The organism is Oliverpabstia intestinalis (genome assembly GCF_009696065.1).
In the GTDB taxonomy this organism is placed as follows: Bacteria; Bacillota; Clostridia; order Lachnospirales; family Lachnospiraceae; genus Oliverpabstia; species Oliverpabstia intestinalis.
In genome coordinates, this window is record NZ_VUMS01000019.1 from 1 (window position 1) to 16,382 (window position 16,382).

Sequence of the window (16,382 nt, forward strand, 5' to 3'; positions counted from 1 at the left end):
ATATTATGTAGCGACAGTAGGCAATATTACAGAAGAAGCTGTAAAAGAATATATACAGCAGCAAAAAGAAGAATCTAAAAGAGAAGATACACGACGGTAAGCCTCTTTCAGAGGCAAGCCGGTATGATTGCTTGAGGCATCCGCCTTTTAGGCGTGCAGGCATAGGACCCTTATAGGGTCAAAAACAAACCACCACTTGAAGTGGTGGTTATGACTTAAAAAGAAAAACGCCTTTGAGCTGACGGATATGGTGCGTATCGGATATGGCGGTGTTATCTGTGTGGAGGCCGGAGGACCAACGCCGGGGCTTGGCTGCGCAGGCAGAGGTATCATTACGGCTCTGGAAAAGCTGAAGGAGAAGGGCGCTTATGAAGTGTACCGGCCGGATGTGGTAATGTATGATGTTCTGGGCGATGTGGTCTGCGGCGGATTTTCCATGCCCATGCGCAAAGGCTATGCGGATCAGGTGTTTATTATTACATCCGGTGAAAATATGGCGATTCATGCGGCAGCCAATATCGCCATGGCCGTGGAGAATTTTAAGAACCGGGGATATGCGGCTCTGGGAGGTCTGATTCTCAACCGGCGGAATGTGAAGCGGGAAGATGAGAAGGTGGAGGAGCTGGCCCGGGATTTTCAAACGGAGATCATTGGCAGTTTGTCCCACAGCGAGCAGGTGACACTGGCGGAGGAAAGGCAGCAGATACTTCTGGAAGCATTTCCGGATAGTGAAATGGCAGAGGAGTACAGAGAACTGGCCCGCCGGATGATGGCGGTATGCCGGGGAGGAGAAAAATGTTAAAACGTGCAGGAGAGAGCATCGATCCGGCGGGAGCTGTGATCGCCATAAAGGATGCAGCGTGGCCGGCGCCTTTTGCGTCGGAGCTGGAATTTAATTCTCCGGCTCACGGCACCTGGAATATTGTTCATACAGGTATGAGGGTACCGGGAGCCAGGCAGATCTATGTCTGTGCCGGCAACTGCATGCGGGGAGTGGTATTGACGGCCGCGGAGATGAATGAAGCCGATCGTTTTTCATTTGTTATTGTGGAAGAAGAGAATCTGCTGAACGGCAACCTGGAGGACGTGACCATTGACGGTGTAACAGATGTGATAGAGAAACTGGATGAGAGACCGAAGGCGGTGCTGCTTTTTACAGTATGTCTGCATCATTTTCTTGGCTGTGACCTGGAAAGAGTGTACGGAGAGCTGGAGTCGAGATTTCCGGATATTTTCTTTGTCCGCTGTTATATGGATCCTATTATGCAGAAAAATGGCCTGACACCGGATCAGAAGCTGCGTAAGGCCATGTATGATCCGCTGCCGCGTCTGACAGAAGAAGAGATTAATAACAGAGCTGTGAGCCTTCTGGGAAGTGATTTTGCGCTGGATGAAACTTCCGATATAGCGAGGATTCTGGAGGCAAACGATTTTGCGCTCCGGGAGCTTCCGAAATGCAGCACATGGGAGGAATACCTGAATCTGGCGGAGAGCGGGATGTTTATCTCCTGTTATCCTTCCGGCAGATATGGTGCGGAGGAACAGGCAGGACGTCTTGGACGGAAACACTTGTATCTTCCGGCATGTTTCAGTTATGAAGAAATCATCAGGCATCTGGAAGAGCTGGCGGCATCCCTGAGGCAGCTGCGGGATAAGGGTGGATCAGAGAATATGAAAGAGATATCTCTGTTGAACTATGATGCGGAAATTGCGTCCTGTGAGGCGGCTTTGGCCGGTGCCTTGTCGGAAATAGGAGATATGCCGGTTGCCATTGACTGTACCTTTCATCCGAGGCCTCTGGGGCTGGCAAGATTGCTGATAGCCCATGGATTCTCTGTGAATACGGTTTATCTGGACGGTATCAGCCCGGAGGAAAAAGATGATTTTGAATGGCTGAGAGTCCATGCACCGGAGCTTGTACTGTCAGCGACGATCCAGGTGAAGATGCGCGTCCTGCCAAGGCATGGTGAACGTGAGGTGCTGGCCATCGGCCAGAAAGCGGCATGGTTTACGGGCAGCAGACATTTTGTGAATGTGGTACAGGGCGGCGGTCTATATGGATTTGACGGCATCCGCCGACTGGCCGGTCTGATGACGGAAGCAATTCATGAGGAAAAAGATACGGAAGACCTGGTTATCCGGAAGGGATGGGGGTGCGAAAGCTGCATATGAGACAAGCCTATCGTATTATACCAATCTATACGGCGGATGTATCCGGTGTATGCTCTGCTTTGTATGAGCTGGGAGGCATGACGGTCATGCATGATCCTTCCGGCTGTAATTCTACTTATAATACTCATGATGAGATTCGGTGGTATGATCAGGACAGTCTGATCTTCATTTCCGGATTGTCGGAAATTGATGCCATCATGGGGAATGATGATAAATTTGTTCATGATACGGCAAAAGCGGCACATGAACTGAAACCGAGATTTATTGCCCTGGCCAGTTCGCCGATACCATTTTTAAATGGAACGGATTTTCCTGCTCTGGCGGAGATCCTGGAGGACGAAACGGGGATACCGGCTTTTGCCGTGCCGACCAATGGTATGCATGATTATGTGTATGGTGCGGGGATGGCCCTGGCGGCCATAGCGGAGCGGTTCACAGACCCGGCGGCCAATTCGGGTGCGGGCGGTTCCGGGGGAACAGAAGGTCCTGACGGGCCAGGCAGTTGTGGAAGCACGGCTGGTTCCTGCGGGAATCCAAGGAGTGTTAATATTCTGGGTGTGACACCTCTGGATTTTGGACCGCTCTCCCATGGGGAGACAATGAAGAAGTCTCTGGAAACTATGGGATGGTATGTAATTTCCACCTGGGCCATGGGAGATGGACTGGAGACGATTTCGAGGGCTGGCGAGGCAGCGGTAAATCTGGTGGTTTCATCCGTGGGCCTTCGTGCTGCAAAGGTACTTCGGGAAAAATTTGGCACACCTTATGTGGTGGGTGCTCCGGTGGGAGAATTCACCGAAAAACTATCGATGACCATGGAACGGGCTGTGGAAAGCCGGGAATGCGAAGTGGCTTATCTGACGGCACACACTTCGGTCAGCGGATCTGGGGGTGAAGGCACAGGTACATGGATATCTGCGAGCAGTTCGATGGAAGAACCTGATGTGGCTGATATAACGCTGATCGGGGAACCGGTGACCATGGGTTCGTTGGCCGCGGCTATTGAAAATCAGTACGGCCGGTCTGTGCGCGTACTCTGTCCCCTGGAAGAGTGGGAAGGATTGCTGTCACCAGAGGATGAGGCGGTCAGCGGAGAAGAGGAGATGGAGGAGAAGCTGAAGAATGCGAAAATAATTGTGGCAGATCCGCTGTATAAGCCAATATGTCCAAAGGATTCCCGCTTTTATGAATTGCCTCACATTGCATTCTCCGGAAGAATTTTCCTGAAAAAAATAAAAAAGATGCCGGGCTTTGCTGAACTTTTATAATAGCATGAAACAAGGAGGAGTAAGATGGGACTGAATGATACACCGTCGGGTGAGCGGGTGCATATCGGTTTTTTTGGTCGGAGAAATGCGGGTAAATCCAGCCTGGTCAATGCTGTGACGGGACAGGAGCTGGCGGTGGTTTCTCAGACGAGGGGAACGACGACGGATCCGGTAAGCAAGGCCATGGAGCTGCTGCCTGTTGGGCCGGTCGTGATTATTGATACGCCCGGTTTTGATGATGAGGGTGCCCTTGGTGAACTGAGAGTAAGGAAGACAAGGCAGGTGCTGAACCGTACGGATGTGGCGGTACTGGTGGCAGACAGTACAGAAGGTCTGAAGGAATGCGACAGGGAATTGATCGCACTGTTTCGGCAAAAGGAGATTCCTTATCTGATTGCATGGAATAAATGCGATCTGCTGACGGAGATTCCGGAGGAATCTGCCAGTGAGATTTATGTCAGTGCCACGGAAAGGATACATATAGAAGAACTGAAGGAAAAGATTGCCCGCCTCGGAAAGACAGAGGAGAACAAGCTGATGCTGGTGGGCGATCTGATCCATCCGGGCGATCTGGTCGTGCTGGTTATTCCGATCGACAAGGCTGCGCCGAAGGGACGTCTGATCCTGCCGCAGCAGCAAGTGATCCGGGATATACTGGAAGCGGAGGCTGCCGCTGTCTGTGTCAAAGAATATGAACTGCGGGAGACACTGGACAAATTCAGGGAACCGCCTGCGCTGGTCATTACGGACAGCCAGGTCTTTGCCAAGGTATCTGCTGATGTGCCGCCGGAAATACCGCTGACTTCCTTCTCCATTTTGATGGCCCGTTACAAGGGGCTTCTGGATATGGCTGTCAGGGGTGTGGCTGCTGTGGAAAAGCTGCAGGATGGGGATACGGTACTTATTGCCGAAGGCTGTACCCATCACAGGCAGTGCGATGATATCGGCAGCGTAAAGATTCCGCGATGGCTGAAAAATTATACGGGAAAGAAACTGAATATCGAACTGTGTTCAGGCAGAGAATTTCCCGATGATCTGTCAAAATATGCGCTGATTATCCATTGCGGCGGCTGCATGCTCAATGAGCGGGAAGTAAGATACAGAATGAAATGCGCGGCAGATCAGCAGGTGCCGATTACCAATTATGGCATTGCCATTGCCTATATGCAGGGAATTCTGAAGCGGAGTATTGGCATATTCCCGCATCTTCTGCTGGAATTTGAAGAGTAGCAGAAAGAGGTGTTGTTATGAGACTGGAAAAGGATATGCTGGGAGAAAAGGCGCTGCCGGAGGAAGCTCTTTACGGTATTAATACTGCCCGGGCTATGGAGAATTTTAATCTGGGACAGAAGTCGGTGAACCGGGGACTGATCAGAGCCATGGTTCTGGTGAAAAAGGCAGCGGCAGTAACCTATCTGAATCTGGGAATGGGCAAGCCGGAAGTGGAAAGTGCCATCATTGCTGCCTGTGATGAAGTATTGAACAGTGAAGATAAATATGAATCGTATTTTCCGGTACAGGCACTGCAGGGCGATGCGGGAACGTCTACCAATATGAATGTCAATGAGGTTCTGGCCAATCTGGCACTGAAGTCGCTGGGACAGAATCCCGGAGATTATGAGGTGATACATCCGCTGGATGATGTAAACCGGGGGCAGTCCACCAATGATGTCTATCCAACGGCTCTTCGTATAGCCGCCATCCGGCAGCTGCGCCTTCTGTCTGACGAATGTGCAAAACTGCAGACTGCTTTACAGGAGAAGGAAAGTCAGTGGCAGGATGTGGATAAGCTGGGGCGGACAGAACTGATGGATGCGGTTCCCATCACAGCCGGTGAGGAGTTTGGGGCCTATGCCCAGGCCATTGCCAGAGACCGGTGGCGGCTTTACAAGGTGGAGGAACGGCTGCGGCAGGTCAATATTGGCGGCACGGCGGTGGGATTGTCTAATAATGCTGATAGAAAATATCGATTCGGTGTGATAGAGGAGCTGCGTCGTCTGACCGGATATGGTCTGGCTGCGGCGGAGTATCCAATGGACATAACTCAGAATAATGATGTGTTTGTGGAGGTCTCCGGTCTGATCAAAGCGCTGGCGGTTAATCTTATGAAGATTGCCAATGATTTGCGCCTGATGAATTCGGGCCCTCATGGCGGTCTGGGTGAAATGGTGCTGCCCGAGGTTCAGCAGGGGAGTACAATTATGCCGGGAAAGGTGAATCCGGTTATGGCGGAAATGGTCATGCAGTGTGCCATGAGGGTGGCGGCCAATGATACGGCCATTACCATGGCAGCCGCCCACGGGGAATTTGAACTGAATGCCTTTTTGCCGCTCATTGCCGACAGTCTGCTGGAAAGTCTGGCGCTTATGACAGAGGCGGTCCGTCTGTTCAGAGAGAAATGTATTGTGCCATTGCGCATCAATGAAGAAGCATGCCGGAAACATCTGAATGCTTCCAGTGCATTTGCCGCATCCTATGCGCCGGTGCTGGGCTATGATAAAGTAAGCCGTATCATTCGTGATTATACGCCGGAAGAAGCTGTGAAGCTGCTGAAAAAATGTGTGGAGGAAAGATAATGTCGCTTCCGATGCGACCATAAAAAATGAAATATCCTGTAAAATGTGGTTGTAAATGAAAATATAGCCACATTTTTTTGAGGAGGTTTGAGATATGAAGAACGATTTAACTGAGCTTGTATTTATTCTTGACAGAAGCGGTTCCATGAGGGGGCTGGAGGGGGATACCATCGGCGGATTTAATGCCATGATTGACAGACAGAAGCAGCAGGAAGGGGAAGCTTATGTTTCCACCATTTTATTTGATAATTTCAGTGAGGTGCTCCATGACAGAGTGAAGCTGTCAGAGATTGGGGTCATGACAGAAAAGGATTATACAGTCAGGGGCTGTACGGCATTGATGGATGCCATCGGCGGTGTCATTCACCATATAGGGAATATCCATAAATACGCCCGTCCGGAGGATGTGCCGGCACATACAATCTTTGTTATTACGACAGATGGCATGGAGAATGCCAGCCGTCGTTACAGCAGTGAGATGGTGAAGAGAATGATTGAACGGGAGAAGCAGAAGTACGGCTGGGAGTTTATTTTCATGGCAGCCAATATTGATGCTGCAGAGACTGCAGCATGCTTTGGCATCGATGAGCAGCATGCAGTGAATTATCATGCGGACAGTATAGGAACGAAGAATGTTTATGAAGCTGTTTCCGAGGCAGTCAGTCAGGTAAGGAACGCCAGACCGCTGAGTGGGTCCTGGCGTGCAAAAGCGGATCAGGATTATAATGAGAGAAAGCATGTGGGATAATATAGCGTGGACAAATCTATGATCCCGATGTACACTATCTGTAAGAGGCAGATAGGAAGGGTGATAGGATGCCATTACAGATAATCAGGAATGATATTACGAAGGTGACATGTGATGCGATCGTCAATGCGGCGAATTCGTCTTTGCTTGGCGGCGGTGGTGTGGATGGTGCCATCCACCGGGCGGCAGGGCCGGAGCTTCTGGATGAATGCAGGGGGCTTGGCGGCTGTCGGACAGGCCAGGCGAAGATTACGGGCGCTTACCGACTGCCGTGCCGTTATGTTATTCATACGGTGGGTCCAATCTGGAGAGGCGGACGTCATGGAGAGAGGGAACTGCTCACATCCTGTTACCGGGAATCGCTGAAGCTGGCAGAGCAGTATGAATGTGAATCAGTGGCCTTCCCGTTGATTTCTTCGGGCATATATGGATATCCGAAGGAGGAGGCACTGCAGGTGGCTGTGGAAGTGATCAGTGACTTTATTTTGTATCATGATATGAATGTATTCATCGTGGTCTTTGACAGAGCCGGTTTCCAGATCAGTAAAAAGCTGATGAAGGATATCGAAGAATATATTGATGAATATTATGTGGAGACGCACAGTGACGATATTGGCAGGCGAATACAGAGGGCCATGATCCGGGAAGAGGCGGCAGAATATCAGGCACAGTCCTTTGCAGTAGAAAGAAGTGTGCAGAAGACGCCAAGGAAGCTTGATACTGCGAAGCCTGTCAGGAGCAGGGATCTGGATGATATCATCCGGCAGTTGGATGAAAGCTTTTCACAGATGCTGCTGAGAAAAATCGAAGAGAAGGGCATGACAGATGCCCAGTGCTATAAAAAGGCCAATATAGATAGGAAACTATTTTCCAAAATTCGAGGCGATATTCATTATAAGCCGAAGAAGACCACGGTGCTGGCCTTTGCCATTGCACTGGAACTGGATCTGGAAGAAACGAAGGATATGCTGATGAAAGCGGGGTTTGCTCTTTCACACAGCAGCAAATTCGATGTTATCATCGAATACTTTATTAGAAAAGGCAATTATAATATTTATGAGATCAACGAAGCACTGTTTGCATTTGATCAGAGTTTACTGGGTATGTAGAAAAGTCAAAATGGAATCTTAGTATGTAGGGAGACCTGCCATTGGCAGGTCCCTCTGCATTTTAAAGAAAAATTCAAAAAGGGACTCGACTATATAGTTAGTATATGGTTTAAGATGGGGGATGCAGTGTGGAAAAAAGATTTTAATTCGTAATGCGAAAGCGATAGTAACATGTGATTCCGAAGATCGTGAAGATCGGACAGAATCTGACAGATACATATGATGAAGTCATCGATGCGACGGATAAATTTGTGTATCCTGGACTTATCAATACGCATCATCACTTTTTTCAAACATTTGTAAGAAATCTGAGAACTATTGATTATCCGAATATGACTGTACCGGAATGGCTGGATAAGGCCTATCGTGTATTCCAGAAGGTGGACGGAGATGTCAGCCAGAACTATATAACACAAATACAAATGCAGATTCTGTCATAGAGCAAGTTGCGATGAGCATGTTTCCGGAGTTTTTTATGTTAGTCTGCAAACAGGAAAAAACTGTGCATAAAGAGTTCTGTATTTAGTGAAATAGACGGAAAGAACATCCGTAGAACGATTTGCGATGAGCATGTTCTACGGATGTTCTATTCTGTCTATGAACTATCAGTAACAGGAAATGCACAGTTTTTTCCGTCAATATTATGCATTGAGGATTTCCATGAATTCTTCTCCTGTGATTGTTTCTTTTTCATAAAGGAACTGTGCCAGCTCGTCCAGTTTGGATCTGTTTTCCAGAAGAATCCGGATGGCTTTTTCGTGCTGTTTTTTGACCAGTGCCACTACCTGGCGGTCAATCTCTGTCTGGGTCTCTGAGGAGCAGGCCAGAGAAGCGTCACCGCCCAGATACTGATTGGTGACTGTTTCCAGCGCCACCATATCAAAGCCCTCACTCATACCGTAGCGGGTAATCATGGCACGGGCCAGACGGGTAGCCTGCTCGATGTCGTTGGAGGCGCCGGTGGTGACGGAACCGAAGATGACTTCCTCAGCAGCACGACCGCCGGTGAAGGTGGCAATTTTATTTTCAATTTCTTCTTTGGTCATGAGGTAATGGTTGCCTTCGTCCACCTGCATGGTATAACCCAGAGCACCGGAGGTTCGCGGAATAATGGTAATCTTCTGAACCGGTGCGGAGTTGCTCTGTTTAGCAGCTACAAGGGCGTGACCGATTTCATGGTAAGAAACGATAAGTTTTTCTTTGCTGGTCAAAATGGCATTCTTCTTCTGGTATCCGGCGATAACAACTTCAATACTTTCTTCCAGGTCGGACTGGGTGGCGAATTTACGTCCGTCACGGACGGCACGAAGAGCCGCTTCGTTGACGATATTGGCCAGTTCAGCGCCGGAAGCACCGGAAGCCATGCGGGCAATTTTGTTGAAGTCCACATTGTCTCCGATACGGATCTTTTTGGCGTGAACTTTAAGGATTTCTTCGCGACCTTTCAGATCCGGCAGCTCAACAGGAACTCGTCTGTCAAATCGTCCCGGGCGGGTCAGAGCAGGGTCCAGAGATTCCGGACGGTTAGTGGCAGCCAGAATGATGACGCCTGTGTTGCCTTCAAAACCATCCATTTCTGTCAGCAGCTGATTCAATGTCTGCTCCCGTTCGTCGTTGCCGCCGATCTGACCATCACGCTTTTTGCCGATGGCATCAATTTCGTCGATGAAGACGATACAAGGAGCTTTCTCTTTAGCCTGTTTAAACAGGTCACGGACCTTGGATGCACCCATGCCGACGAACATTTCCACGAATTCAGAACCGGACATGGAGAAGAATGGAACATTGGCTTCCCCAGCGACGGCCTTGGCCAGCATGGTTTTACCGGTTCCGGGAGGTCCTACGAGCAGAATGCCCTTTGGCATGGAGGCACCGATGTCTTTATATTTGCCCGGATTGTGGAGATAATCCACGATTTCTGTCAGATTTTCCTTGGCTTCATCTTCTCCGGCCACATCAGAGAACTTGATGCCTTCGGAAGATTTTACATAGACTTTGGCATTGCTCTTGCCCATGCCGAACATCATGGAATCCTTGCCGCCGCTCATTTTGGAAAGCATTTTTTTAGATATATATTGTCCAATAACAATGAATATCAGCAGCGGGAGTACCCATGAAAGGAATATGCTCAGCAAAGGAGACATTTCTTCGATGATCTCGCTGGAGAATTCTGCACCGGAGGCATAGAGCCGCTCTGTACGTGCAGGGTCATCCATGATGCCGGTTTTGTAAATCTGTGAGTTATCTTTGTTTGTAAAGAGAATCTGATTGTCCTGGATCTGTACCTGACCGATTTCTTTATTGTTGGTCATTGTGATAAATGTACCGTAATCAACCTCCTGGACGCTCCGGCGATTCAGCAGGGGCATGGCCAGAACATTGAAGAGAAAGATGACCAGCAGAACAATTGTGTAATAATAAAGCCAGTTTTTCTTTGGAGTTTTGACTTCATTCATGTGTATTTCCTCCTATTAGATAATATTGTTTGATGGGTCATAGCTGTTTTGAAGATCGATGGCTTTCAGGGAAACCATCAGCGCATGGCGGATTGCCTGGGACGCAAAATCGATGGCATATTCGGCATAGAGGGAGACGGCCTCTGCCAGATCCTGCTCTCTGTTGCCGCTGTCCATACATTCAGGCAATTTGTCTTTCAGAATATCTCTCATATGCCTGTAGTAGGTCAGCTGTGCTTCCGACAGAGCAACGATGGCAGGAGAACGGCCTTCACGTATACTGTTTTCCAGAAAATCTGTATTCTGCTGATACTCATCGTTCAGATGCCGGAGATATTGGTCGATGGAATCCGTGTCTGCTGATTGGAAACGATCCAGACAGCCCATGAATTCATCCTGCTGCTTTTTCAGTTCGCCAAGCTTGGCTGCAAAAATTTCCTGTTCCATTGGATGCTCCTTCCTGTTGATTTTGAAAAGTGTTTCGCTCTATGATTTATTTATACCAGTTTCAGGAAGCAAAAACCATTCTCATTATTTGGAAAATGTATTGACAAATATCTGAAAATGTCAAAAGGGGTATTACACATCGTGTAACACCCCTGGTTCAAAGGCCTTATTATGAAATTTTTTCTTCCATGTGTTCATGAGACTATCGGGAAGACAACATCTGGCCGGACAGGATCAGATAAATCTGGCGGGAGAGCAGGTCGACGTTTGTCCTTACGTCCAGGCAGGCCATTTTGATCATACCGATCATACCGAAGGTACAGAAGTCCAGGAGGGCTTCCAGATCAGAGTAGGACAGGTCTATATCGGGCCGTGCATGGCGGGCAAATGCCATCATATACTGGCGCATAACAGGAAAAAGTACTTTTTCTATTTCTTCACGCTTCTGTGAACGCATGAGTTTCCTGATCAGAGAGTCATCTTTGATGGTGGATTCTACAATGATCCTGCAGGCGTTCTGCGGGCTGTCGGCTTCATAGATATTTGTGAGAAGCTGTGCGGCTGAAGCTCTGATACACCATTCAATAACATCAACAATATCTTTGAAATGATAGTAGAAGGTCTGTCGGGAGATGTGGCAGGTTTCTACCAGTACCTTTACCGTAATTTTATCGACATCTTTATACTGAAGCAGTGAGAGGAAGGCTTCTGCAATCGTAGCTTTCATATCAGCTGGCATGGGTCTGTTCATCCTTTCTGTGGGGTGTCCGGGTCAGTAGTATGATCATGGCGATCAGGGCTACAAGACCTTCTGATGCCGGACAGGACAGCCATACACCGGTCATTCCAAAGAGGGAGGACAGCAGAATCGTCATTGGAATAATAATGATCAGTCCCCTCAAAAGTGAGATGATCTGTGCGGGAACGGGTCTTTCCGTAGAGGCCAGGAAAACTGCCATAATAATATTATAATCCATAAACGGGGTAGAGACAAAATATAATTTCAGGCCGATAGTGGCAATTTGCTGAAGCTGGCGGCTGTGTTCGCTGTTAAATGCTGCTGTAATCGGATCTGCAAATATGAAAACAAACAGATAGACAATGGCAGACAGAAGAAGCATGAGCGTGAGAGCATAATGCCGTACTTTTTGTACAACGGTATAATCGCCGCTTCCATGGGTACGGCTGGTCAGAGGCTGCATACCCTGGGCTATACCTGTGAAAATGGAACTGACCACCAGAGACAGATTGGCGATGACGCCATAGGCTGCGACGCCTGTGTTGCCCTGCAGATTCAGGATAACGAAATTAAATACAATAATAACAATACCGGAGGATAGCTCTGTAATCAGAGATGGAAATCCAAGCATAGATGTTGAAGCTGTCAGTTTCAGATCCGGTTTTAAAGATATCAGATGAAATTGATTTTTTCCCTTTCTGAAATGAGCGGACAGGATGGCCATATTGATGACAGGGGCGAAGCCCGTTGCCAGAACTGCTCCAAGAATACCCATTTGCAGGGGAAATATAAAAATAAAGTCGAAAAATACATTGGACAGACAGCCGGTGGTGGTTGCCAGCATGGCCAGCTTCGGGTCTCCGTCATTACGCACAAAGGCATTCAGAATATTGCTCAGAATAAATGCCGGTGAAAACAGCAGAATCACTCTCAGATAAGTGCGTGTCATGGCCCAGGTTGCTTCATCTGCGCCAAGAAGGCGGGCAATGGCACCGGGAAGGAATATCCCGCACAGAACAAAGATCAGAACGGGGATAATGGCCATATAGATCGAATTGGTGAAGACGGCATTCTGCCGGAATGTATCATTTCTGCTTTTATAAATAGCATATTTAATGGCACCGCCCATTCCAAGCATCAGACCGCAGCCATTGATCAGACTGTAGACGGGGATGGCCAGATTCAGGGCCGTCAGCCCGTTAATACCAATGCCCCGGGCAATAAAAAATGTATCTGCCAGTATATAGAAGGACAATGCCAGCATACCAAGTATATTCAGAAAGGTATATCGGATAAATTCTTTAAAATAGTTTGAATGTGTCAATCGTGTTCTCCTGATGTATATTGTAAATATGAAGAGATTATAGTATAACCAGAACAGTTTTGTCAACGAGAAGAACCGTCCCCTGTCCCTTGAAGAAGAGCATTGTGGATTGAAACCGGTTATGATAAACTATATATAAAACACTGCCAATTACTGCCAGCAAATATAGTATAAGAGGGATAGAAATGGAAAAAAAAACAGATTCAGCTATTTACTTGAACGGCTGATGCTTGCAGCTGATCTTAAAAATTATACACTTGCAATGGAGCTTCAGTATGATGTGTCTTATATCAGCAAATGGGTTAGTGGGAAGGTACTTCCGGCAGAGAAAAGTTCGGAGAAAGTTCTTCGCGGGATCAGCCGATGTATTGTTGATGCATTATCGGATACTGCCAGAGAAAAATTGTGTCAGGATTATCAGGTTTTTGACATGGAGGATCTGGAACGGGCAATCTATGACCATCTGGAAGCGGAATATAATTATGTAAAAGGATTGACCAAATCTATCGGCACCGATATCGCACCAAAAACCCTGCACTTTGCATCTCTTACTCTCCCACAATTCGCAGCCAAAATGCATCATCCTGCACTGAGGAATATCAATTCTCTGAATGTTGTGGCTGCGATGGATATTCTGTCTATGGAACGGGAATACCGGTTCCTTGTGACACAGATGAGCAATCAGCATATGCCGCTGAATCGTGAATTGTCAGAAGTTCATTATTCTCTGATGCTGAATCTGGAGATTGGCAGGAGAGATTATATTTATGATTCCATTTTTCTGATCAATATGCTTTCAGATAATACGAATATAGATTTCAACATTTATGAATGTCCACAGGCATATGGAAAGCTGATTTTTGCGGTAAAGGATTCCTACTGTATTTCAGGAATGCTCATAGGTTCCAACCGTTGCTTATCTGTGACGATCAGTGAGGAAGAAGAATTCAGGGAGATCATGTATGAGAGAACCAGTGCGCTTTGCCACAGGGAAATGCTTCTGTTCAGAAAAACGACAATGGATGAGATGCTGCTGAAATATGATTATATTCAGTCTATGCTTTCGCCGGATCTGAGATGGCTCATAGGACGCATGACGGAACATTTCCTTTCGGATGATCTGTTTGAGGAAGTGCTGGAACAGGTCTGTCTGTCCGGTAAATGGGCAGTTGATAAGGAGTCGCTTCGACGGGTACATAGTTTGACCAAAACAGTTCTGGAAGAGTCGGGAATAAAGATCATGATTTATGAATCGGCCTTCACAGCATTTTCTGTATCCGGGGAAATGGATTTTTATGGTCATACAGTAACGCTTACAACAGATCAGCGTTTGAGATATATTCAATATATGTCATCGTTGCTGGATACAAAAAATAATCTGGCTGTAAAAATGGTGCATGGAAGATTTGTTACAGATTTCCAGTACAGTGCCAAGCCATGCCTGTTCCTGTCGGACAGTATCAGCTATATGCGTCTTGATTCAGAAAACCCTCAGAACAATAATCTTATTCTCAATGCGCCTACCATTAAGGAAATGTTTCAAAAATTTTACAGCGAAATCTGGAATCATCAGCATGCTGTGGTGATTGAAGACAGAGCGACCATCCAGGATACGATGGATTATGCTTTGCAAGCGGTCCGGCTTCTGTCAAAGTCGGATTCTGGAAATTTGTGATTCATTTTTGTCACTTTTTATCCTTTTATCTCTCGTGCCATATGCTTTCAGTCGTGATAGACTGCAAGTTGTCCGAATAACACAGAATAAAAAGGAGAAAAAGTATGAGTACAAACGCTGTTTTAACTGGCAGACCAAGTATTGACCGGCCATGGATGAAGTTTTACCCGGAAGCTGTACAGCAGCTTCGTATCCCTGAATGTACAATACAGGACTATTTAAAGATGAATTGCCCGGGAATGGAGACAGTTGCGATACATTATTACGGAACGGCTATTACCTGGAAAGCTGTTTTTGAGCAGGTGAATCTGACGGCAAAAGCATTGACCGCGATCGGGTTCCGGTGTGGAGATCAGATACCGGTATTTTTAAGATCGGTTCCGGAGTTTGTTTTTCTGCTTCTGGCAGCCGAAGCGATTGGTGCTTCTTTATTATGTCGTGATAATACCCTGGCTGAAAATGTGGAGGCTGTACGAAAATCAGGTGCAAGGGTGATCATTGCCCATGATTTTCTGACGAAAGTGGAAGAGGATGCCTATATAAATGCGGGGGTGGAGCGTATTGTCCTTTTGTCTCCGTATCGGCTGGCAGACCGGACCCAGATGCCGGAGCATATAATAAGTTATATCAGCAGTCAGTATCATGAGGATTCTGCTGAAGGTACAGAGTGTCTTTTATGGGATGATTTTATTGCTGCGGGAGAAGCGTGTGCTGAAGAAATGGTGGTTCCGACGGATGTTGATCGTCCGCTGTTCCGTGCCTATACCAGCGGTTCGACCGGTCCTTCCAAGCAGGTCATTCACTCTGCACATTCCATGATCGGAATTGTTCATCAGATGTCTTTTTATGGTTCGTCCGGTGATTTCCGCCCTTCCTGGCTTTTGACAAGCCTGCCGCCATGTCTGGTGGCCGTTGTTGTTTCTATGATTTTGTCGCCGCTGTCATCAAATAAAAAGCTGATTCTGGATCCTTTCTGTGATGTTTTTGATCTCGATCTGGAAATGATGCGTTATCGGCCGAATTGCTGGCCGCTGATCCCTATGTTTATAGAGATCCTCATGCACAGCAGCCGTATTCCTGAAGATTATGACATGTCTCATTTGCTGGTGGCAGGTGCCGGATGCGAAGCCTTCAATAACGGACAGATCCGCCGTGCGCAGAAGTTCTTGAAAGCGCATAATTGTAAAGCTATCTTCTCTTCAGGCTATGGACAGAGCGAAGCCGGATCCAACTGCACACTGCCGTGTTTTGAGTATCCGATGGGCAATGGTAATATCGGTATTCCGATGCCAATGACGACATTAAGTGTGTTTAAACCGGGAACCCAGGAAGAACTCTCCTATAACCAGCTGGGTGAGATATGTAAGACGGGACCGGGAAATATGCTGAGTTATGATAATGAAGAAGCAACTTCCAAAACGCTGCAGATGCATGGGGATGGTCAGTTATGGCTGCATACCGGAGATATCGGGTATATAAATGAAGATGGTGTTGTGTTTGTCCTGACCCGTGGCAATTCCTGCCGTTTTGGCGGTGGCCGGCTTATCGACTTGGTTATGGAGAATAAGGTAATAGATGCCGGTATCAAAGGTATTGAGGATGAATTTTTCGTGGTGGCACCGGATGAAGCGCATGAAGGATATTTTCTCCCTTATCTCTATGTGGTTCTTAAAACCGGTTATGAGATTGAAGATATCAGGCAGGCTGTTCTGGCGGTGCTGGAGCCCCATGAATATCCGGTTGACATCATCCGGCTTGAGAAGCGTCCGTTCTTCCATTTTAAGACAAACCGTATTGAACTGAAACGGCAGCTGAAGGGATAAGGGGACAAGGCGGGACAGAGAACCGTCCCCTGTCCCGCTTCCCCG

The 16,382-nt window shown here is 47.5% G+C and carries 12 protein-coding genes and 2 pseudogenes; 10 read left to right on the top strand and 4 right to left on the bottom strand.

Annotation, left to right across the window (positions count from 1 at the left end; all coding sequences use genetic code 11):
* Positions 1–238: 238 nt before the first annotated feature.
* The 8 genes and pseudogenes from FYJ57_RS10575 to FYJ57_RS10610 form a co-directional block, all read left to right on the top strand.
* Positions 239–802: pseudogene (locus FYJ57_RS10575) on the top strand (nitrogenase iron protein); the annotation flags it as partial.
* Positions 796–2,172 carry a nitrogenase component 1 gene (locus FYJ57_RS10580; protein ID WP_154432605.1) on the top strand — a complete coding sequence of 459 codons (1,377 nt, stop codon included), beginning with the start codon at positions 796–798 and terminating at the stop codon, positions 2,170–2,172. The pseudogene FYJ57_RS10575 and the gene FYJ57_RS10580, both read left to right, overlap by 7 nt.
* Positions 2,169–3,440, top strand: a complete 1,272-nt coding sequence (locus FYJ57_RS10585) for a nitrogenase component 1 (protein WP_154432606.1) — start codon at positions 2,169–2,171, stop codon at positions 3,438–3,440. Before FYJ57_RS10580 ends, FYJ57_RS10585 begins: the two co-directional genes overlap by 4 nt.
* 24 nt (positions 3,441–3,464) lie before the next feature.
* Positions 3,465–4,670 carry a [FeFe] hydrogenase H-cluster maturation GTPase HydF gene (gene hydF / locus FYJ57_RS10590; protein ID WP_154432607.1) on the top strand — a complete coding sequence of 402 codons (1,206 nt, stop codon included), beginning with the start codon at positions 3,465–3,467 and terminating at the stop codon, positions 4,668–4,670.
* A 17-nt stretch (positions 4,671–4,687) separates the two neighbouring features.
* Positions 4,688–6,016 (top strand): aspartate ammonia-lyase, encoded by a 1,329-nt coding sequence (locus tag FYJ57_RS10595; RefSeq protein WP_154432608.1) that lies wholly within the window; start codon positions 4,688–4,690, stop codon positions 6,014–6,016.
* Positions 6,017–6,110: 94 nt separating this feature from the next.
* Complete coding sequence (locus FYJ57_RS10600; RefSeq protein ID WP_154432609.1) at positions 6,111–6,764, top strand: vWA domain-containing protein; 654 nt, start codon at positions 6,111–6,113, stop codon at positions 6,762–6,764.
* A gap of 68 nt (positions 6,765–6,832) precedes the next feature.
* Positions 6,833–7,873 (top strand): O-acetyl-ADP-ribose deacetylase, encoded by a 1,041-nt coding sequence (locus FYJ57_RS10605; RefSeq protein ID WP_154432610.1) that lies wholly within the window; start codon positions 6,833–6,835, stop codon positions 7,871–7,873.
* A gap of 121 nt (positions 7,874–7,994) precedes the next feature.
* A pseudogene (locus FYJ57_RS10610) lies at positions 7,995–8,268 on the top strand (amidohydrolase); the annotation flags it as partial.
* A gap of 246 nt (positions 8,269–8,514) precedes the next feature.
* Here FYJ57_RS10610 and ftsH read toward each other — a convergent pair.
* From ftsH to FYJ57_RS10630, 4 genes are all read right to left on the bottom strand, one after another.
* Positions 8,515–10,329, bottom strand: a complete 1,815-nt coding sequence (gene ftsH, locus FYJ57_RS10615; protein ID WP_154432611.1) for an ATP-dependent zinc metalloprotease FtsH — start codon at positions 10,327–10,329, stop codon at positions 8,515–8,517.
* A 15-nt stretch (positions 10,330–10,344) separates the two neighbouring features.
* On the bottom strand, positions 10,345–10,776 hold the full coding sequence (locus tag FYJ57_RS10620; protein ID WP_154432612.1) for a hypothetical protein: 432 nt from the start codon (positions 10,774–10,776) through the stop codon (positions 10,345–10,347).
* A gap of 202 nt (positions 10,777–10,978) precedes the next feature.
* Entirely contained in the window at positions 10,979–11,515 is a 537-nt protein-coding gene (locus FYJ57_RS10625; RefSeq protein ID WP_154432613.1) for a TetR/AcrR family transcriptional regulator C-terminal domain-containing protein, read from the bottom strand.
* The gene (locus tag FYJ57_RS10630) at positions 11,505–12,839 is read right to left on the bottom strand and encodes an MATE family efflux transporter (protein ID WP_235904551.1); all 1,335 of its coding nucleotides are present in this window, start codon (positions 12,837–12,839) and stop codon (positions 11,505–11,507) included. Before FYJ57_RS10630 ends, FYJ57_RS10625 begins: the two co-directional genes overlap by 11 nt.
* A gap of 226 nt (positions 12,840–13,065) precedes the next feature.
* Here FYJ57_RS10630 and FYJ57_RS10635 point away from each other — a divergent pair, with 226 nt between their 5' ends.
* Positions 13,066–14,514 (top strand): hypothetical protein, encoded by a 1,449-nt coding sequence (locus FYJ57_RS10635; protein WP_154432614.1) that lies wholly within the window; start codon positions 13,066–13,068, stop codon positions 14,512–14,514.
* 104 nt (positions 14,515–14,618) lie between these two features.
* Positions 14,619–16,337, top strand: a complete 1,719-nt coding sequence (locus FYJ57_RS10640; protein WP_154432615.1) for a class I adenylate-forming enzyme family protein — start codon at positions 14,619–14,621, stop codon at positions 16,335–16,337.
* The last annotated feature ends 45 nt before the right edge of the window (positions 16,338–16,382 follow it).

Bases quoted from the DNA above. Each gene is read 5' to 3' on its own strand.
- hydF (WP_154432607.1), top strand. From the start codon at position 3,465: ATGGGACTGAATGATACACCGTCGGGTGAGCGGGTGCATATCGGTTTT.
- FYJ57_RS10640 (WP_154432615.1), top strand. From the start codon at position 14,619: ATGAGTACAAACGCTGTTTTAACTGGCAGACCAAGTATTGACCGGCCA.
- FYJ57_RS10600 (WP_154432609.1), top strand. From the start codon at position 6,111: ATGAAGAACGATTTAACTGAGCTTGTATTTATTCTTGACAGAAGCGGT.
- FYJ57_RS10620 (WP_154432612.1), bottom strand. From the start codon at position 10,776: ATGGAACAGGAAATTTTTGCAGCCAAGCTTGGCGAACTGAAAAAGCAG.
- FYJ57_RS10625 (WP_154432613.1), bottom strand. From the start codon at position 11,515: ATGCCAGCTGATATGAAAGCTACGATTGCAGAAGCCTTCCTCTCACTG.
- FYJ57_RS10585 (WP_154432606.1), top strand. From the start codon at position 2,169: ATGAGACAAGCCTATCGTATTATACCAATCTATACGGCGGATGTATCC.
- FYJ57_RS10580 (WP_154432605.1), top strand. From the start codon at position 796: ATGTTAAAACGTGCAGGAGAGAGCATCGATCCGGCGGGAGCTGTGATC.
- FYJ57_RS10595 (WP_154432608.1), top strand. From the start codon at position 4,688: ATGAGACTGGAAAAGGATATGCTGGGAGAAAAGGCGCTGCCGGAGGAA.
- FYJ57_RS10635 (WP_154432614.1), top strand. From the start codon at position 13,066: ATGCTTGCAGCTGATCTTAAAAATTATACACTTGCAATGGAGCTTCAG.
- FYJ57_RS10605 (WP_154432610.1), top strand. From the start codon at position 6,833: ATGCCATTACAGATAATCAGGAATGATATTACGAAGGTGACATGTGAT.
- ftsH (WP_154432611.1), bottom strand. From the start codon at position 10,329: ATGAATGAAGTCAAAACTCCAAAGAAAAACTGGCTTTATTATTACACA.